19 protein-coding genes are annotated in these 17,857 nt (G+C 70.2%); 6 read left to right on the forward strand and 13 right to left on the reverse strand.

Annotated features, from left to right (window positions below; genetic code table 11):
- Positions 1 to 7: 7 nt before the first annotated feature.
- Positions 8 to 232, reverse strand: coding sequence for a DUF397 domain-containing protein (locus OHB41_RS14130; RefSeq protein WP_266698385.1), 225 nt, complete (start codon positions 230 to 232; stop codon positions 8 to 10).
- Positions 229 to 1,059, reverse strand: a complete 831-nt coding sequence (locus tag OHB41_RS14135; RefSeq protein WP_266698386.1) for a helix-turn-helix domain-containing protein — start codon at positions 1,057 to 1,059, stop codon at positions 229 to 231. Before OHB41_RS14135 ends, OHB41_RS14130 begins: the two co-directional genes overlap by 4 nt.
- Positions 1,060 to 1,296: 237 nt before the next feature.
- Between OHB41_RS14135 and OHB41_RS14140 the strand changes: the two genes are divergently transcribed.
- On the forward strand, positions 1,297 to 1,698 hold the full coding sequence (locus OHB41_RS14140; RefSeq protein ID WP_451289365.1) for an ATP-binding protein: 402 nt from the start codon (positions 1,297 to 1,299) through the stop codon (positions 1,696 to 1,698).
- A 299-nt stretch (positions 1,699 to 1,997) separates the two neighbouring features.
- On the opposite strand, the gene OHB41_RS14145 is transcribed toward OHB41_RS14140, so the two are convergent.
- Both OHB41_RS14145 and OHB41_RS14150 read right to left on the reverse strand, forming a co-directional pair.
- Positions 1,998 to 2,732: an aspartate/glutamate racemase family protein gene (locus tag OHB41_RS14145; protein ID WP_266698389.1), complete on the reverse strand. Its 735-nt coding sequence runs from the start codon at positions 2,730 to 2,732 to the stop codon at positions 1,998 to 2,000.
- Positions 2,733 to 2,737: 5 nt separating this feature from the next.
- The gene (locus tag OHB41_RS14150; RefSeq protein ID WP_266698391.1) at positions 2,738 to 4,213 is read right to left on the reverse strand and encodes an NCS1 family nucleobase:cation symporter-1; all 1,476 of its coding nucleotides are present in this window, start codon (positions 4,211 to 4,213) and stop codon (positions 2,738 to 2,740) included.
- Positions 4,214 to 4,422: 209 nt separating this feature from the next.
- On the opposite strand from OHB41_RS14150, the gene OHB41_RS14155 reads away from it, so the two are divergent.
- On the forward strand, positions 4,423 to 5,100 hold the full coding sequence (locus tag OHB41_RS14155; RefSeq protein ID WP_266698392.1) for a GntR family transcriptional regulator: 678 nt from the start codon (positions 4,423 to 4,425) through the stop codon (positions 5,098 to 5,100).
- A 67-nt stretch (positions 5,101 to 5,167) separates the two neighbouring features.
- Here OHB41_RS14155 and pip read toward each other — a convergent pair whose 3' ends face one another.
- Both pip and OHB41_RS14165 read right to left on the reverse strand, forming a co-directional pair.
- Positions 5,168 to 6,130: a prolyl aminopeptidase gene (pip, locus tag OHB41_RS14160; RefSeq protein ID WP_266698393.1), complete on the reverse strand. Its 963-nt coding sequence runs from the start codon at positions 6,128 to 6,130 to the stop codon at positions 5,168 to 5,170.
- A 9-nt stretch (positions 6,131 to 6,139) separates the two neighbouring features.
- Positions 6,140 to 6,964, reverse strand: coding sequence for a uracil-DNA glycosylase (locus tag OHB41_RS14165; RefSeq protein ID WP_266698394.1), 825 nt, complete (start codon positions 6,962 to 6,964; stop codon positions 6,140 to 6,142).
- Positions 6,965 to 7,065: 101 nt separating this feature from the next.
- On the opposite strand from OHB41_RS14165, the gene hslR reads away from it, so the two are divergent.
- Complete coding sequence (gene hslR, locus OHB41_RS14170) at positions 7,066 to 7,560, forward strand: Hsp15 family ribosome-associated heat shock protein (protein ID WP_266698396.1); 495 nt, start codon at positions 7,066 to 7,068, stop codon at positions 7,558 to 7,560.
- 167 nt (positions 7,561 to 7,727) lie between these two features.
- On the opposite strand, the gene OHB41_RS14175 is transcribed toward hslR, so the two are convergent.
- Positions 7,728 to 8,195, reverse strand: a complete 468-nt coding sequence (locus OHB41_RS14175; RefSeq protein ID WP_266698397.1) for a DoxX family protein — start codon at positions 8,193 to 8,195, stop codon at positions 7,728 to 7,730.
- A 213-nt stretch (positions 8,196 to 8,408) separates the two neighbouring features.
- Positions 8,409 to 9,413 (reverse strand): acyltransferase domain-containing protein, encoded by a 1,005-nt coding sequence (locus OHB41_RS14180; RefSeq protein WP_266698398.1) that lies wholly within the window; start codon positions 9,411 to 9,413, stop codon positions 8,409 to 8,411.
- A 100-nt stretch (positions 9,414 to 9,513) separates the two neighbouring features.
- On the opposite strand from OHB41_RS14180, the gene OHB41_RS14185 reads away from it, so the two are divergent.
- Positions 9,514 to 9,780, forward strand: a complete 267-nt coding sequence (locus tag OHB41_RS14185; RefSeq protein WP_266698399.1) for a DUF6343 family protein — start codon at positions 9,514 to 9,516, stop codon at positions 9,778 to 9,780.
- Between the two features lie 106 nt (positions 9,781 to 9,886).
- Here OHB41_RS14185 and OHB41_RS14190 read toward each other — a convergent pair whose 3' ends face one another.
- The 4 genes from OHB41_RS14190 to OHB41_RS14205 all read right to left on the reverse strand — a co-directional run bounded on the left by OHB41_RS14190 (position 9,887) and on the right by OHB41_RS14205 (position 13,693).
- A complete protein-coding gene (locus OHB41_RS14190) occupies positions 9,887 to 10,276 on the reverse strand; it encodes a tetratricopeptide repeat protein (protein ID WP_266698401.1) in 390 nt (129 codons plus the stop codon).
- A gap of 50 nt (positions 10,277 to 10,326) precedes the next feature.
- Positions 10,327 to 10,935, reverse strand: a complete 609-nt coding sequence (coaE, locus tag OHB41_RS14195) for a dephospho-CoA kinase (protein WP_266698402.1) — start codon at positions 10,933 to 10,935, stop codon at positions 10,327 to 10,329.
- 97 nt (positions 10,936 to 11,032) lie between these two features.
- Positions 11,033 to 11,971: a PAC2 family protein gene (locus OHB41_RS14200; RefSeq protein WP_266698403.1), complete on the reverse strand. Its 939-nt coding sequence runs from the start codon at positions 11,969 to 11,971 to the stop codon at positions 11,033 to 11,035.
- A gap of 195 nt (positions 11,972 to 12,166) precedes the next feature.
- Positions 12,167 to 13,693 (reverse strand): flavin monoamine oxidase family protein, encoded by a 1,527-nt coding sequence (locus OHB41_RS14205; protein ID WP_266705862.1) that lies wholly within the window; start codon positions 13,691 to 13,693, stop codon positions 12,167 to 12,169.
- Positions 13,694 to 13,988: 295 nt separating this feature from the next.
- Between OHB41_RS14205 and OHB41_RS14210 the strand changes: the two genes are divergently transcribed.
- Positions 13,989 to 14,951 carry a right-handed parallel beta-helix repeat-containing protein gene (locus tag OHB41_RS14210; RefSeq protein WP_266698405.1) on the forward strand — a complete coding sequence of 321 codons (963 nt, stop codon included), beginning with the start codon at positions 13,989 to 13,991 and terminating at the stop codon, positions 14,949 to 14,951.
- Between the two features lie 93 nt (positions 14,952 to 15,044).
- Here OHB41_RS14210 and rpsA read toward each other — a convergent pair whose 3' ends face one another.
- Positions 15,045 to 16,544, reverse strand: coding sequence for a 30S ribosomal protein S1 (gene rpsA / locus OHB41_RS14215; RefSeq protein WP_168527616.1), 1,500 nt, complete (start codon positions 16,542 to 16,544; stop codon positions 15,045 to 15,047).
- A 304-nt stretch (positions 16,545 to 16,848) separates the two neighbouring features.
- On the opposite strand from rpsA, the gene OHB41_RS14220 reads away from it, so the two are divergent.
- The gene (locus OHB41_RS14220; protein ID WP_451289360.1) at positions 16,849 to 17,751 is read left to right on the forward strand and encodes a class I SAM-dependent methyltransferase; all 903 of its coding nucleotides are present in this window, start codon (positions 16,849 to 16,851) and stop codon (positions 17,749 to 17,751) included.
- Positions 17,752 to 17,857: the final 106 nt, after the last annotated feature.

Raw genomic sequence — 17,857 nt, forward strand, 5'->3', positions numbered from 1 at the left:
CGAAGGGTTATTCGGTGCGCGCCTCCCGGGCCCCGGCCGCGAAGCCTATGAACTCGGTCCAGGCGGTGGGGGTGAGGCCCAGCGCGGGGCCGGTCCTGTGCTTTGAGTCTCGGACGTACGTGACGCCGGACCAGGACGCGACCTCGACGCATTCTCCGCCTTCGCCGCTGCTGTAGCTGCTCTTGCTCCATGCCGGCTCGGGTACGTTCCCGACAGGGTTCACGACGCTCATCTCTCCCCTAGCAACTTCTCGATGAAGGCCAGCGACTCGCGCGGAGAAAGTGCCTCGGCGCGCAGAAGCCCGTACTGCTCTTCGAGCTCCCGGACCGATTTCCGCTCCGTATAGAGGCGGCTGTCCTTGTGCACCTCCGCGTAGGCGATCCTCCGCCCTTCCCCTGTCTCGATCAAGGTGAACGGACCAGCCAGTCCGGCGTGGTCCTCGCGTTCCGTGGGCATCACCTGGATCTCGACGTTACGTCGATGACCGTGCAGCAACATTTGCTCCAACTGGCCCCGCATCACAGCCCTGCCGCCCAGCGGACGCCGCAGGACGGACTCCTCGACGACGAAGCTGATCGTGGGCAACGGCACCCGGGAGAAGGTCTCTTGCCTGACCAGGCGTGCTCCGACACGCTGTTCGACAGTGTCCTCGTCCAACAGAGGGCGCCTCATCGTGAACACGGCTCGCGCGTACTCCTCCGTCTGCAAGAGGCCGGGGACCGCCTGGTTCGCGTACACGTGAAGCTCGACCGCGTGCTCCTCCAACCGGGCCGCGTCCCTGAAGAACGCCGGATACTGCGCCCGAGCCACCTCTCCCTTGCCCGCCTTCAACACTCCACCCGCATCCAGCACTTCGTCAGCGGTGTCGATGAATCTCGGCGGAGGAATCCGCCTTCCCTGCTCGAAGGAGGCGATCGTCGACGCCGAGTACCCCGTCCGCGTCCCCAACTCGGTCCGGTCCAGCCCCGCCCGCTCCCGGCACAGCTTCAGCTGACGCCCGAACACGTGCAGAATCCCGGCCCCGAACTCGTGCTCGCCCTCGGCCTGCTGCTCCTCCACGCCCGGCACCCTCCGTACGAACCACCGCAATCGCTCCCGCGACCAACGCGCCGTACGGGAGGCCGGTCACGCCACACTCCGCGTACAACCGGGCGCCCGTCACGTACAAGCGGCAGCGGTCAGCGCGTCGTGCCTGTTCAAAGCTACGCACGCGCCACGACCGTTGACGTCATGAAGTCCGCAACTCCCCCACAAGGGCATATGCCACAACGTATGGCGTGCGTACAGGAGTTCGCCATGCGGTTCACTTCCACCCCACGCGGCGCACGACTCGCCCGTCGTCTCGTCTCCCACCGTCTGCACGCGTGGGGCCACCCCTACGCCTCCACGGCCAACGAGACGGTCACTCTCATCGCGGCGGAGCTCACCGCGAACGCTGTCCGCCACGGCCACGTGACCGGCCGCGACTTCGGTCTCCGCCTCACGGAGAGCGGGGGCGCGCTCCGGGTCGAGGTCGCCGACACCCGCGCCGAGAAGCTCCCGAACCGGGGGACACCGTGCCCGGACGGCGAGTCGGGCCGCGGTCTCCTCCTCGTCGAAGCCCTCGCCGACGACTGGGGCGTCGCCCCGCGCCCCGCCGCACCCGGCAAGACGGTATGGGCCGAACTGCGCCTCCCCACGTCGGGGGCCACCGCCTGAACACGGCACGGGGAGGCTGCTCGGGTGGTGTCAGGAGGCGGGCTTGTCGGTCGAGAGGAGGGATCACGCGATTCTCATCTCCGCCGCAACCCGCTCCCCGATGGCTGCTCCAGCGATCTGAACCGAGCGACGGGACCCTGAACTTTTCGGCGAAGCGTACGACCACGCCGCTCGAGGCAGGTCCCGGGTGGCCGAAGAGTGCTGGCAGCTCTGTGATCACCCATGGCCTGCGCCGGTTTCAGGACAGGGCTCCCACCTGTCCGCACGGGCCCTTGGCTTCGCTCTTCCGTGAAGGGCCGTCAGCCCGCCGCCGACCCCTCTTTCCCCCGCGGCCCCCAGTCCCGCCGCTTCGGCAGCGGCCGCGCGTATCCCCCCGCCCGGCTCGTCGTCAGTCCCAAGGACACCAGGGACTCCGCCAGTTTGACCGCCGCGGCGACCCCGTCGACGACCGGCAGGCCCAGCTTCTCGCCCACCGCCCGTCGGAGGCCGGTCATACCCGCGCAGCCGAGGACCAGGACCTCGGCCCCGGCCTCGCGGGCGCGCTCGGCGGCGCGTACGAAGGCCGCCTCCGTGCGCTGGGCGTCGCCGAGGTCGAGGACGCCGAGGCCCGTGCCGACGACGGCGGCGCAGTGCTGGGCGACGCCGGCGGCGTACAGGCTGTCCTCGATCTGGCCGCGCGAGCGTTCCAGCGTGGTGACGACGCCGTAGCGGCGGCCGAGCAAGCAGGCCAGGTGGGCGGCGGCCTCGGTGATGTCCACGACGGGAACGTTCACCAGTTCGCGCGCGCCCTCACGACCGTGCTCCCCGAAACCGGCCATGACCACGGCGTCGTACGGGCCCTCGTACGTGCGCAGGGTGTCGAGGACGGCGGCGGCCGAGAGATAGCTGTCGAGCCAGCCCTCCGCGGACTCGGGCCCCCACGCGGGGGTGAGACCGAGCACGGCCGTGCCCGGGCCTGCGGCGGCCCGGGCACCTCGCACGATCTCCTCGGTCATCCCCTGCGTCGTGTTGCAGTTGGTGACGACGATGCGCACGCCGCTCAGACCTCCACGGGCTCGGTGACGGGGTGGTCGGCGGCACGGCGCTCGGTCCGGCACAGGGCCATGTACAGGCCCGCGGCCAGCGCGGTCCCGATGAACCAGGAGTACGGGGCCACGTCGCTGAACGTCTTCACCAGGGCCAGGACCGCGGCGACCGCCGCCGACGGGAGGAACGCCCACAGGGCCTTGGGATTGACACCCTTGCGGTAGTAGTACGGCGATCCGGGCCGCGCGTCGAAGAGCTGGTCCACGTCGACTCGACCGCGCCTGACCCAGTAGTAGTCGAGCATGATCACGCCGAACAACGGGCCCAGGAAGGCACCGAGGCCGCCGAGGAAGTAGTTGACGACGGTGGGGTTGGAGAAGAGGTTCCACGGGGTCACGACCAGCGCGGCGACCGTACTGATCATGCCGCCGACCCTGAAGGTGATTTTCTGCGGCCAGACGTTCGCCAGGTCGTACGCCGGCGACACGAAGTTGGCGACGATGTTGACGCCCATGGTGGCGACGGCGAAGGGCAGCGCGCCCAGCACCATGACCCAGGTGTTGCCGACCTTGGCGACGAGTTCCGCGGGGTCGGTGATGGCCTCGCCGAACGCCTCGATGGAGCCGGCCGTGACGACGACCGACACGATCACGAAGGCCGTGGAGTTGATCGGCAGACCCCAGAAGTTGCCGCGCCTGACCGTCCGGTAGCTGGGTGCGAACCGTGAGAAGTCGCAGAAGTTGAGCATCAGCGTGCCGTACGTGGCCAGGATCAGACCGACCGCGCCGAACCACTGCCGCCACTGCTCCCCCACCGAGACCGGGTGCGGGGTCGAGGTGAGCGAGATGCTCCAGCCGGCCTTGGCGAGGACCCAGACGGCCAGCGCGATCATGACGAGCCAGATGGCCGGGCCGCAGAAGTCCTGGAACTTGCGGACCGACTCCATGCCCCGGCTGATGATGAGCGCCTGGATCACCCACAGCGAGAGGAAGGACGTCCAGCCGAGCGCGTCCAGACCGAGGAAGGAGTGATGGGTCCACGACACCAGGCCCGGCCACGCCGCGAGGAGCATGACGTTGACGGCGACCGACGCCAGATAGGTCTGGATGCCGTACCACATGATGGCGATGACGGCCCTGATCAGCGCGGGGATGTTGGCGCCCCACACGCCGAAGCTGATGCGGCTGACGACGGGGAAGGGCACGCCGGTGTGCTGGCCGACGCGGCCCATCAGGTTCATGCCGGCATAGATGATCACGAAGCCGACCAGCAGCGACGTGAAGATCTGCCAGACGTTCATGCCGAGGACGAGCAGGCCCGCCGCGAAGGTGTAGTTGCCGAGGTTGTGGACGTCGGACATCCACATGGCGAAGAGGTCGAAGACCTTCCAGTTGCGCCTCTCCGCGGGCGCGAGGTCTTCGTTGACCAGCCGGGGGTCGGGCACGAACGCGGGCGTGCCGGTGACTTCGGCACGATCGGCGAGGGACACGGGGCCTCCATGGGCAAGGGGACGGAGGACAGATGGCGCCTTGCGGTCGGATTTCACCGTCGGAAGACGCGTTCGGGGCTGCGAGGCAGCCTTACCGGTCACGTTTGGTATACCAAACTGCGCACATGGTCCCGCCGTCAAGCGTTCCGACCGATGTCCGTGCCGTTACGGCTCCGTAAAACACCCACCGAGTCGGCGAAGATGAGCCCATGACGAAGATCGAACCCCTGGGCGCGGTCCGTGAACGCGTCCTGGGCGAGCTGCGGCAGGAGATCATCGCGGGGCGGCTGCGCCCCGGCGACCGCCTGGTCGAGCGCGAACTCGCCGAGCGCTTCGGGGTCTCCCGGGTTCCCGTGCGCGAGGCGATCCGCGCACTCGTCGCCGAGGGCTTCGTGCACTTCGAGACTCCGCGCCGCACGGTGGTGCGCCGGCTCACCCCTACGGACGTCGCCGAACTCTTCGAGCTGCGTGAGGCGTTGGAGGTCTACGCGGCCGGGCTCGCCGCGGCACGGGCGAGGCCGCGGGATCTGGCGGAGGTCGAGGAACTCCTCGACCGCGCGGCCGTCGCCACCGAGGCCGGGGACGCCGAGGCCATCACCGACATCAACAGCCGCCTCCACGAACGCATTCTGGCGATGGCGGACAACAGTCTGCTGGTCTCCGTCCTGGAACCGGTCGCCGGCCGGCTGCGCTGGCTCACCCGGCAGAACGAGGAGTGGACGCAACTCCTTCTCGAACACCGGGAGTTGTACGAGGCCATCGCCTCCGGCGACCCGGAGCGCGCCCGCGCCCACGCCCTCACCCACGTACGGACCAACTACCGCTCGACGGTACGGCAGCTCTTCGGCGGCGAGGAAGAGCCCCGGCGGGCGGAGGAACGGGGGTGAGCGAGCAAGTCACGGCCGGTACAGGTGCCGTGGTGGGCGAGGGCCCCGCAGTGGGCGCGGAACCCGCTCAGCGCAGGGCGTACTTGTCCGTCGCCGCCACCAGCGCGTCCACCACCCCGGTCGCTCCCATGGTGTGCCCCACGTCGTCCACGACGATCAACTCGCTGTCGGGCCAGGCCTGGTGGAGCCGCCAGACGACGCCCAGCAGGTTCCCGAAGTCGAGGCTGCCCTGCACGAGGGTGCCGGGGATCCCCTTCAGCAGTGGGGCGTCCCGGAGCACCACCCCCTCGTCGTTCCCCTCGCCCAGGAAGTGGTCGTTGCCGAAGTAGTGCGTGACGGTCCGGGCGAACCCCATACGGAACTTGGCGTCCTCGTACCGCTGCACGGAGCGCGGCGGCGCCGGCACGATCGCCGTTTCCCAGTCCGTCCAGGCCCGCGCCGCCCGTGTCCGTACCTCGGCGTCCGGCGATTCGAGCAGCCGGTTGTACGCGGCCGCGAGATTCCCCGCGCGCTCGGCCTCGGGCAGGTCGGCGAGGAATCGCTCGAAGGCCTCGGGAAAGATCTTCCCGAGCCCCCGGGTCAGGAGGGCCACCTCGGGGTTCGAGCCGGTGGCCACGGCGGTCAGCACCAGCTCGGAGACGACGTCCGGACACGTCTGCGCGTAGCGCAGCCCGAGCACCGAGCCCCACGACACCCCCCACACCAGCCACCGCTCGACGCCCAGGTGGCGTCGCAGCAGTTCCAGGTCCCCGATCACGTGTGCGGTCGTGTTGACGCTCATGTCGGTGCCGTGGGCGCTCGCGTGCGGGGTGGAGCGTCCGCTGCCGCGCTGGTCGAGCAGTACGATCCGGTACTTGGCCGGGTCGCAGTAGCGCCGGAACCAGGGTCCGCAGCCGGATCCCGGACCGCCGTGCAGCATCAGCGCGGGCTTCCCGGCCGGGTTCCCGCAGACCTCCCAGTGGACGCGGTTGCCGTCCCCGACGTCGAGCATTCCCTGGTCGTACGGTTCGATCTCCGGATACAGGCCCATCGCGGGAGACTAACCGTCGTACGGCCGGGTCGTCAGCCCCGCCGCCGAGGCCGCCGTGCGCAGCACCTCCCTCAGCATGGCGGGGGTCAGCCGTCCGGTGAAGGTGTTCCGCTGGCTGACGTGGAAACATCCGAAGAGGTCGAGCCGCGTGGGTGAGGTGAGGGTGACCCGGGTGCCGTGCGCGAACGCCGGGCGGGGGCGCGGCACCTCCCAGCCCGCCCGCGCGAAGGCGGGCAGCGCGGCCTGCCAGCCGAAGGCGCCGAGGACGACGACCGCGCGGAGGGACGGCCGCAGCAGTTCCAGTTCGCGCACCAGCCAGGGCCGGCAGGTGTCCCGCTCCTCGGGGGTGGGCTTGTTGGCGGGCGGGGCGCAGCGCACCGGCGAGGTGATCCGTACGCCGCGCAGGGACAGTCCGTCGTCCGCGCTCACGGCTGTCCCCCGGGAGGCCAGTCCCACCTCGTGCAGCGCCGCGTAGAGCACGTCTCCCGAGCGGTCCCCCGTGAACATGCGGCCGGTGCGGTTGGCCCCGTGCGCGGCGGGCGCCAGACCGACGATCAGCAGGGACGCGTCGGGCGGACCGAAGCCCGGGACAGGGCGGCCCCAGTACGTCTGGTCGGCGAAGGCGGCACGTCGGGTGCGGGCCACCTCCTCTCGCCAGTCCACCAGCCGCGGACAGGCGCGGCACCCGGTGATCCGCTCGTCCAGTTTCGCCAGGTCCGTCAGGTCCGCCGATGCGGCGGGATCGGCCGGGCCGGCGGGACCTGCCGGGACCCCGAGGCCTCTGTCACCTGTGAGATCCGTGTGATCGCCGCTGTCCGTCCGGCCTCTGTCCATGCCCCCCACCGTACGACCGGGCGGCAGCGCTCCCGCCGTCGAGGGTGGTCCCCTGTGACGGAAATGCGGCCCGGCCGGGCGACGTCTTCTAGAGTCGGGGCATGGCTTCTGAGGGTGCGGACGTCGAACGGGACGACGAGAAGAAGAGCGCGGACGACGGCGCGACGGCTTCCGGTGACGCGGTGGCCGCGGCCGTGGCCGCGCGTCCGGCGGGCGGCGAGAGCGTTCGCGTCGACAGCTGGATCTGGTCCGTACGTCTGGTCAAGACCCGCTCGATGGGCGCGACCGCGTGCCGGGGCGGTCATGTCCGGGTGAACGGCGAGCGCGTCAAGCCCGCGTACGCGGTGCGCGTGGGCGACGAGGTCCGCCTGCGGCACGGGGGCCGGGAGCGGATCGTGGTGGTGAAGCGCGTGATCCGCAAGCGGGTCGGGCCGCCTGTCGCGGCCGAGTGCTACGTGGACAACAGTCCGCCGCCCCCGCCGCGCGAGGCCGTCGCCCCGGCGGGTGTCCGCGACCGGGGCGCGGGGCGCCCGACCAAGCGCGACCGCCGCGAGCTGGAGCGCCTCCGGGGCCTCGGCGGTCCTGAGGCCCCCTGACACCCGGACGTCACGGGCCCGGGTCCCTGGAGACCGGGGGCGCGGTCCCGCGACGCGCGCCGGCCACCGGTGACCGGTCGCCGGTCGCGCCGGTGTCCGGTCCTCCGTCCCCGACGTCGTCGAGGGCTCCCCGTCACGGCCGGGGAGCCCTCGACGGCGTACAGCGGTCACGCCCGTCGTCGTACCAGCCGGACCAGCCGGACCAGCTCGGCATTGTGACTCCTGCGGGCCCACGCGATCAGCGCGAGCGGCAGGATCAGGATGAGCGGGGTCGCCACGTACGGTCCGTGCACCACCGTGACGTTCACGATGAAGGCGCCGACCATCAGCGCGCTGAGCGCCACCGCCGCGACCGAGGACAGCAGCGGGATCAACAGGGCCACGCCACCGGCGAGTTCGAGCGTGCCGATGAGGTACATGCCCGTGTTGCCCCAGCCGAGCTTGTCGAAGGACTCGGCCGCCGACGGGTTCGCGACGAGCTTGGGCAGGGCGCTCGCGAACACGTAGAAGAGACCGAGCAGGATCTGCAGGGCGCCCAGCGGAATCCGTGCGCCCTGGCCCCGGAGGAGTCGGGAGCGCGACGGGGCGGCGGAGGCGGGGGCGGCCGTGGTGGCGGGGACGGTGGTCTCGGACATGGGGTCTCCTGTGCGAAGCGGTGCGAGGTGCTGCCGCAGGGGTAGACCGGGCGGGCGTCCGGAACTCATCGCCGCGGGCCGGGTCCGATCGGCCCACCGGCTCCGCCGCCCCGGGCCGGGCGCCGCCTCGGGTCCTCACGCCTTTCCTTCACGCAGTTCCACGCTCACACTCGTCCAACGGGCAGCCCGCGTCGCCTCGTTCCTGCGCCCCCCTCACTCGTTCGAGGGGGTTTGCAGCGCGAACCAGCCGTGCCCGACGTACCAGTGGCCGCCACCCCGGAGATGGTCCCCCACCGCCCGCTCCACGGCGCTGCGCCTCGGCAGGTCCCGGGTCGGCAGCTCGGGATCGCCGAAGACGAACCCGACCGGCACCCCGTCGTCCGGGGTGGTCTCCTGGTACGCGACGCGGAAACGTTCCTGGAAGCGCATGATGTTCGAGTCCGCCGGCAGGTACCGCCCGAGCTGCGGATCCAGCAGCCAGGAGTGGCACTCCGCCACCTCGTAGCGCTCGTCGGGGTAGTGCCGGGCGAAGAACTCCCGTGCCAGGGCGAGCGACCGGTCGCAGGCGGCGGGCGTCAGCGGTCCGCGGAAATCGGCTATGTGCACGCTCAGACAGGGATCGCCCGGTCCGGAGCCGAGGCCCGCCGCCGCGACGGCGTGGCCGGTGCGCTGACCGAGCCGGGACCGCTGGAACTGCAGCCGGCCCAGCTGGAACAGCTCGCCGTGGAAGTGCAGGGCGATCCACCAGGGGAACAGCAGACCCGGCGTGCCGAGCCGTCTGCGGTGCACAGCCACCTGCCGTCCGAGGTCGGCGAGGGTGCGCCGGGACACGTCGTCGGGGATGCCGCGACCGCGGTGGTACGCGCGGACGTAGGGGAGCGCCGCGACGAAGACGTACAGGTGGAAGCAGCGCCCGAGCGACCCTGTCGAGGCGGGGAACGCGGGCGGTTCCCATCCCTTTCCGATCTCTCCCATGTCCCGTACGAAGCGGGCGACGCACCGCGTGAGCAGCGTCATCGCCTCCGGGTCCGCGGCGAGCCGGGAGCGCAGGGCGACGAGCTCGTTGACGTGTTCGTGGGCCACGGACAGGTCGAGCAGGATGTCCGCCAGCTCGTCCGCGTCCGGAAGCGTCGCCTCCGTCCGGGGCGGGGCCTCGCTCTCCAGGTCTCTCAGCCATTCGGCGAGCCTCGCGTCCGCCCGCAGCGCGTCCAGCAGCACTGTCGCCTCCCCCGTCGGTCCGACCGCCGTCCCTTTGGTGAACGTGCACGACGAGAGTACGTTTTCCGGTAGGAACGGTGGTCCGGGAACGGTGATCCCGATGCGTACAGGCAGTGAACCGACGACAGCGCGCAGTGCCCTGCGGATGCGCTTCTGGCTGAGTGCCTGGGGCCTGGTCTGGGCGATCTTCGGAACGGCCGCGTTCGCGCTGGCCGGACGGCCCGGGTGGGCCGCCGCCTGCGGTGTGCTGTGGGTCGTCGCCACCGTGGACATGACCGTGATCCTGTGGCACATCCATCAGGGCCCGCACTACCAGCCGAGCCGTGACATCCCGCCGTACCGGCCGCCGGAGCACCACCACCCGTAAGCCTGGTCCGCCCACCCGTGGGTCTCGTCCGGGCGTCCGGGGCCCTGCGGATTCCAGAGCCCCGCGTCCCGGCCCCAGGACCCCGTGACTCACGGTCGCGGGCGGCTTAGGGTGTGTCCGAGTCGAAGCGCGCGGCTTCCAGGTACTGCGGTTTCGGATCGAGCGCCGCCGCCAGTCTGAAGTGCCGCTTGGCCTGCTCGGGGCGGAGCTGGCGCTCATAGGTGCGGGCGAGCGCGAAGTGCGCGAACGCGTTGTCCGGTTCGCGCTCCAGCACGATCGTGAACTCCAGCTCGGCGGGGCGCAGTTGCGCGGCGGCGAAGAAGGCACGTGCGCGCAGCAGGCGGGCCGCCGTGTTCTCCGGATGTGCGGCGATCACCGGGTCGAGCAGCTTCACCGCGCCCCGCGGGTCGCGCGCGGCGAGCAGCTGCTCGGCGGCACGGAAGTCGATGACATGCGTCTCCGGAGTACGTCCGGTCGGTCCGCTGGTCTCGGGCACGGCTGAGTCCTTCCCTCACTTCACGGGTTCAACGCCCCCGACGAGGGCCGCTATTCCTCGCGAGCGTGCGCTCGGCGTACGAGATCCGCCCACACCTCCCCCACGCGCCGCCTCAGCTGCTCCAGGGGTACGTCGTTGTCGATGACGACGTCGGCGATCGCGAGGCGCTGTTCGCGGGTGGCCTGAGCGGCCATGCGGGCGCGGGCGTCAGCCTCGGTCATGCCGCGCAGCCGCACCAGCCGGTCGAGCTGGGTCTCGGGGGCGGCGTCCACGACGATCACGAGGTCGTAGAGGCCTGCGAGGGAGTTCTCAGCCAGGAGGGGGACGTCGTGGACGACCACGGCGTCGGGCGCGGCGGCGCTCTCCAGGGCGCGGGAGCGAGCCCCCACCAGGGGGTGCACGATCGAGTTCAGGACCGCGAGTTTCCCGGGGTCGGCGAAGACGATCGAGCCCAGTCCGGGACGGTCCAGGCTTCCGTCCGGTGCGAGCACCTCCGTGCCGAAGGCCTCGACGACGGCCGCGAGCCCGGGAGTTCCGGGTTCGACGACCTCTCGCGCGATGCGGTCCGCGTCGACCAGTACCGCGCCGTGCTCGACGAGGAGCCGCGACACCTCGCTCTTGCCGGCGCCGATACCGCCGGTCAGGCCCACCTTCAACATGCCGGAAAGCCTAGGGCCTGCCCCCGACGGACACCGGCGCGGCCCCCACGCGGGGAGGCCGCTCCCGGCCGGACGCGGTGCGGGCGCCCGGCACGGCCTACGAGTCGCCTTCGCGCTCCGCGAGGAAGCGCTCGAACTCCAGCCCGATCTCGTCCGCCGACGGGATCTCCACGGGCTCCGCGAGCATGTTGCCCCGCGTCTCCGAGCCCGCCGCGGCGTCGTACTGGTGCTCGAGGCCCTGGACGAGGGAGACGAGTTCCTCGTCGCCCTCCTGGATCTGCCGGTCGATCTCCGTCTGGGTGCGGTGCGCCTCGTTGCGCAGCGAGTGCGCGATGCCGGGAAGCACCAGGCCCGTGGCGCCCGTGATGGCCTCGAGGACGGTCAGTGCGGCGTCCGGGTACGGGGAGCGGGCGATGTAGTGCGGAACGTGCGCGGCGACACCCAGTACGTCGTGCCCGGCCTCCATGAGGCGGTACTCGACGAGGGCCTCGGCGCTGCCGGGGACCTGTGCCTCGTCGAAGGGACTGCGGTGACCGGGCACCAGGTCGGTGCGGTTGCCGTGCGGTGTGACACCCACGGGGCGGGTGTGCGGAACGCCCATGGGGATGCCGTGGAAGTTCACCGCGAGCCGGACGCCGAGCCGCTCCACGATCTGCTCGACGGCGGCGGCGAAGCGCTCCCACTCGACGTCCGGCTCGGGGCCGGACAGCAGCAGGAAGGGCGCGCCCGTGGCGTCCTGGACGAGCCGCACGTCGAGCGCGGGCTCCTCGTAGTCGGTCCACCGGTCGCGCTTGAACGTCAGCAGCGGGCGGCGTGCCCGGTAGTCCACCAGCCGGTCGTGGTCGAACCGGGCCACGACCTGGTGGGGCAGCGAGTCGAGCAGCCGGTCGACGATCTGGTCGCCCGTTTCACCCGCGTCGATGTATCCGTCGAAGTGGTAGAGCATGACCAGTCCGGCCGACTCCTGGGCGAGCGCCATGTCCACCACGGCCAGGCCCTTCGGCTCCCATGCGTACAAACCCTGCGGATCAAGCACTGTGACCGCTCCTCCTCGTGTTCCTAGGGCACAACGTGGCACGGAGCACGGACATTCCCGTCCCGTGCTCCGTGCCGCTGCTCGTCGCTTCTTCCCGTCCGTCACGAGCGGCCGGGTGCCCTGCGGTGACGTGACCGCGGGCGGCCACGGGCACGGCGCACGCCTGTTGCGAGGACTCCACGCGCGCGTGGAGCGTTACGACGACAGCACGCGCGCGTGGATCGAGGTGACGGCGTTGCGGGCGGAGGTGAAGGCGCCGTGCTGCCAGGCGTCGGTGTAGCTGAGCCAGTCGCCCGCGAAGTGGACGCGTCCGGTGGGCCGGTTCAGGGGTGCGTAGCGGGGGTCGTCGGGGCCGCCGGGGGTGTCGTGCCAGGCGGCTTCCAGGTGGGGTGTCTGGCGCCAGTGGTGGGAGAAGGACGAGTCGAGTTCGGTGCGGTACTTCTCGCCGTAGATCTTCACGCCCGCGGCCACCGCGCGCTTCTCGCGGTCCTTGGGGCTGAGCTTGGCGTAGGAGTCCGCGTCGGAGCCGTAGTTGTAGTAGCCGATCATGACGCCGCGCCGGCCGTTGAAGCCGTAGGAGGGGTGCCAGATGTGGGTGACGTCCTGGTCGGTCTCGGTGATGCCGCCGTAGATGCGGTGATCGAGCTCCCACCAGCGTGAGCGGTATTCGAGGCCGATCTTGCCCGCGGACTGCGGGGTGATCGCCTCCAGGGCGTTCTGTACGCCGGAGCCGAGGTTGTGCGGGATTCCGGCGAGGATGTTGGGTGGCAGGGCGCCGACGCAGAAGTCGGCGTCGAGGGATTTCGTGCGCCCGCCCTGGGTGTAGGTGACGGTGACGCCGTTCCCCTTGTCGGTGATCCGGGAGACCACCGCTCCGGTGCGTATGCGGTGGGAACCGATCGCCCTGGTGAGCGCCTTCGGTATCTGGTCCATGCCGCCCACGGGCTGGAACATCAGCATGGCCTGGTCGAATTCGAACTCGAAGGAGAAGTAGCGGCCGACGCCGCTGGCGAAGACCTCGGAGGCGGTCGGTACGTCGCCGAGGAGCACCCCCGGAGTCCCGGCGGCGGCGGGGACGGTGGTGTAGCCGCGGCGTGGTCCGCCCTCGTATGCGAGTCCGTCGCCGAGTTCACCGAAGTCCTTGAGGAACTCGACGAGCCGGTCCTGGTCGGTGGCGGTCAGCTCCTTGTCGAGGGCGCCCTTGTCGGTGGCCTTGGCGAGGAGTTCGGAGACGTAGCCGTACACGTCGGCTTTGGCGGTGCGGTGGCGTACGGGCTTGGTCATGCCGGACGACTCGTTGTACATGTACGCATCCGCGTTCGTGTTCGTGAACACCTCGACGGGGACGCCGAGTTCGCGGCAGTAGTCGAGGGTGACCATCCACTGCGGGATGCGGGCCGGTCCGGCGTTCATGTACTGGCCGTCGCCGAACCGCGCCGTCTGGGTGTTGCCGTACAGGTCGGTGGTCGTGTCCCCACCGCGCACGGTGAAGTTACGGCCGCCGGTCCGGTCCCTCGCCTCCAGGACCGTACAGTCGTAGCCCGCCTTGCCGAGCTCGTACGCGGAGGCGAGTCCGGCGATGCCCCCGCCTACGATCACGACCTTCGCGGCGCCTCTCCCGGTGAGTGTGAAATCGCCCGACTTCGGTGCGCGGTACGGCTGTTCACGCTGGGCTGCCTGCGCGGTGGGCGCGAGGCCGAGGGCCCCCATGGTGGCGAACATCGCGCCCGCACCACCGGTCAGACCGACGGTGCGCAAGAACGCGCGCCGGCTCGACGCACTCGATCGCTCCTGTGCTGCCATGCTTCGGCTCCCCTCTCGATCTTGAATGACCCGGGGATCCTGGCAACGGCCGGTTACAGCCCTGCAGTTACTCGTGTATCCGCCACGTTTCCCTCCCCGCACACCGGCCCGGTACGGACCTTGACGCGGATTCGGGGCACCCTTACGTTCATATGGGCGCCCATAGTTCACGTACAAGAACAGTCTTGCGAACCGACGGGAAGGTCACCCCCACATGCGTATCCGATGCGCGCTCCTCCTCCCCCTGCTCGGCGCGACACTGGCCACGGGCGGGATGCTGGCGTCAGCGCCCACCGCGACCGCGGCCCAGACCATCGAGGTCGCCACGGCGGCTCAGCTGAAGTCGGCGCTCACCTCCGCCGCGCCCGGCGACACCATCCACCTCGCGGACGGCACGTACACCGGCAACTTCAAGACGACGACGGTCGCGACCTCCGGCGCCCGCATCACCCTCAGCGGCTCCTCGAAGGCCGTCCTCACAGCGGGCGGCGGCTATGGGCTGCATCTCAACGGCGCCTCGTACTGGACGGTCCGGGGCGTCACCGTCACCGGTGGCCAGAAGGGCATCATGATCGACTCGGCGAAGGGCGTCGTGGTCGACTCGGTGACCGTCCACGGGCTCGACATGGAGGGCGTCCACTTCCGCAACTCCAGCACGGACGGCGCGATCAGGAACTCGAGGATCTACGACACCGGCAACGACGGCCGCGGCATGGGCGAGGGAGTTTACGTCGGCACGGCCGGCGGGACCTCGGACAGGAGCGACCGCATCGAGATCGCCGGCAACACGATCGGACCGGACGTGGGCGGCGAGAACGTCGACATCAAGGAGGGCACCACGGGTGCGCGCATCACCGGCAACACGTTCGACGGCAGCGGTCTGACCGGCGCCAACTTCGACGACTCCTGGGTCGACGTGAAGGGCAACGACGTCCTCGTCGAGAACAACAAGGGCACCGCCACCACGAACGACGGCTACGAGACCCACACGCAGCAGTCCGGCTGGGGCTGCGCCACGGTGTTCCGCGGCAACACCTCGGACCTGCGGGGCGCGTCGGGCGACAAGCAGCTGGCGGTGAACGTCACGAACTACAGCACCTCGTGCAGGACCACCGTGTACGCGTCGAACACGGTGACGGGCGGCGAGGGGCTCACCAACATCACGGTGACGCCCTGACCCGTCCCGGAAAAACGGACCCCTCATGGAAGTGGGCCCGCACCGAACCGGTGCGGGCCCACTTCTTTCAGCTACTGCCTAGCGGGGAGCCTTTCAGCTCTGGCCGCCGGCGAGCTTCTCACGCAGGGCAGCCAGGGCCTCGTCCGACGCCAGGGCGCCGGAGGTGTCGTCCGACTCCGAGGAGTACGAACCGCCACCGGACGCGGCCGGAGCCGCGCTGGAGGTGCTGGCACCCTCGGCCTCGGCCTGAGCGTCCGCCTCGCGGGACTTGATGACCTGAGCCTGGTGCTGCTCGAAGCGCGTCTGCGCCTCGGCGTACTGCGTCTCCCACACCTCACGCTGGGATTCGAAGCCCTCGAGCCAGTCGTTGGTCTCGGGGTCGAAGCCCTCGGGGTAGATGTAGTTGCCCTGGTCGTCGTACGACGCGGCCATGCCGTACAGCGTCGGGTCGAACTCGACCGACGCCGGGTCGGCACCGAAGGCCTCGTTGGCCTGCTTCAGCGAGAGGCTGATGCGGCGGCGCTCGAGGTCGATGTCGATGACCTTGACGAAGATCTCGTCGTTGACCTGGACGACCTGCTCCGGGATCTCCACGTGGCGCTCGGCCAGCTCGGAGATGTGGACCAGACCCTCGATGCCCTCGTCCACGCGGACGAACGCACCGAACGGAACGAGCTTGGTGACCTTACCCGGGACGACCTGACCGATCTGGTGCGTACGGGCGAACTGCTGCCACGGGTCTTCCTGCGTCGCCTTGAGCGACAGGGAGACGCGCTCGCGGTCCATGTCGACGTCGAGAACCTCGACGGTGACTTCCTGGCCGACCTCGACAACCTCGGAGGGGTGGTCGATGTGCTTCCAGGAGAGCTCGGAGACGTGCACCAGACCGTCGACGCCACCCAGGTCCACGAAGGCACCGAAGTTGACGATCGAGGAGACGACGCCGGAGCGGACCTGACCCTTCTGGAGGGTGGTGAGGAACGTCTGGCGAACCTCGGACTGGGTCTGCTCCAGCCAGGCACGGCGGGACAGGACCACGTTGTTGCGGTTCTTGTCCAGCTCGATGATCTTGGCCTCGAGCTCCTTGCCCACGTAGGGCTGGAGGTCGCGGACACGGCGCATCTCGACGAGGGAGGCCGGCAGGAAGCCACGGAGGCCGATGTCGAGGATGAGACCACCCTTGACGACCTCGATGACGGTACCGGTGACGATGCCGTCCTCTTCCTTGATCTTCTCGATGGTGCCCCAGGCGCGCTCGTACTGGGCGCGCTTCTTCGAGAGGATCAGGCGGCCTTCCTTGTCCTCCTTCTGGAGAACAAGGGCTTCGATCTCGTCACCGACGGCGACGACCTCGTTGGGGTCGACGTCGTGCTTGATCGAGAGCTCGCGGCTCGGGATGACACCTTCGGTCTTGTAACCGATGTCGAGCAGGACCTCGTCCCGGTCGACCTTCACGATGACGCCGTCGACGATGTCGCCGTCGTTGAAGTACTTGATCGTCTCGTCGATCGCGGCGAGGAAGGCTTCCTCGTTACCGATGTCGTTGACCGCTACCTGCGGCGTGGTAGAGGTGGTCTCGGTGCTGCTCGTCATGTGGGAAAGGGCTCCGGTACGGACAGTGAGTCGTAGGTACTGCTTACGCCGGGAGCCCGTTTCGCTCTGCAGACGGCCGGACAGCCAAGGAAGCGCCCGTCCCGGCACCGTGTTCTTGCGAACACCACCGGTGGCGCCTCGAAAACCGAGGGGACATACATACAGATGCGAGCGCAGCCTGCTACGTCTGAGGTGCGCAGGCCCGCAGCGCAACTTGTAGCATACGGGGGCAGCCGGGCAGGGTCAATGCGCGAAGGCGCACACCCGGGGCAGATCGCCGCATTCCCGGCACAAGACCTGTCTCATGAGGCCACGCGGGCCCTGGTCGACCCCTGCCGTGACACCCCCGAGGCGGGTCGAAGGGCCGAGCCCGCAGATTAATACGAGGGAGCCGATCATCCAAGAGCCCGAGCAGTCCGAGCCCGAAGCCACCCGACGCGACGCGGACGTCACGGAGAGTTCCCGCGCCAATCGCAGCTGGTGGGACCGGAACGCGGACGACTATCAGATCGAGCACGGCACGTTCCTCGGGGACGACCGCTTCGTGTGGGGCCCCGAGGGCCTCGACGAGGTGGAGGCCGAGCTGCTCGGCCCGCCGGAGGACCTCAAGGGGAAGGACGTCCTGGAGATCGGCGCCGGCGCGGCCCAGTGCTCGCGCTGGCTGGCGGCCCAGGGCGCCCGCCCGGTCGCCCTGGACCTCTCCCACCGCCAGCTCCAGCACGCGCTGCGCATCGGCGGCCGGGTGCCGCTGGTGGAGGCCGACGCGGGCGCGCTGCCCTTCGCGGACGGCTCCTTCGACCTCGCGTGTTCCGCGTACGGGGCGCTGCCGTTCGTCGCCGACCCCGTCCGGGTGCTGCGCGAGGTGCACCGCGTCCTGCGTCCCGGCGGCCGCTTCGTCTTCTCCGTGACGCATCCGGTCCGCTGGGCGTTCCCGGACGAGCCGGGCCCGGAAGGACTGTCGGTCTCCGCCTCGTACTTCGACCGCACTCCCTACGTCGAGCAGGACGACGAGGGCCGCGCGGTGTACGTCGAACACCACAGGACGGTGGGCGACCGGGTGCGTGACGTGGTGGCCGGGGGCTTCCGGCTCGTGGACGTCGTCGAGCCGGAGTGGCCCGCCTGGAACACCCAGGAGTGGGGCGGCTGGTCCCCGCTGCGCGGGAACCTGATCCCGGGCACCGCGATCTTCGTGTGCCTGCGGGACTGAGGCCGTTCCCCACCGTTCGCCCCCGGCCTGCCCCCCAGGGGTGTCCGCGTGCACCTCACAGGTCGCACGGGGGTGTGTCCCCAAACGGCACCCGCGCGTGCGGTGC

The organism is Streptomyces sp. NBC_01571 (assembly GCF_026339875.1).
Lineage (GTDB): Bacteria > Actinomycetota > Actinomycetes > Streptomycetales > Streptomycetaceae > Streptomyces.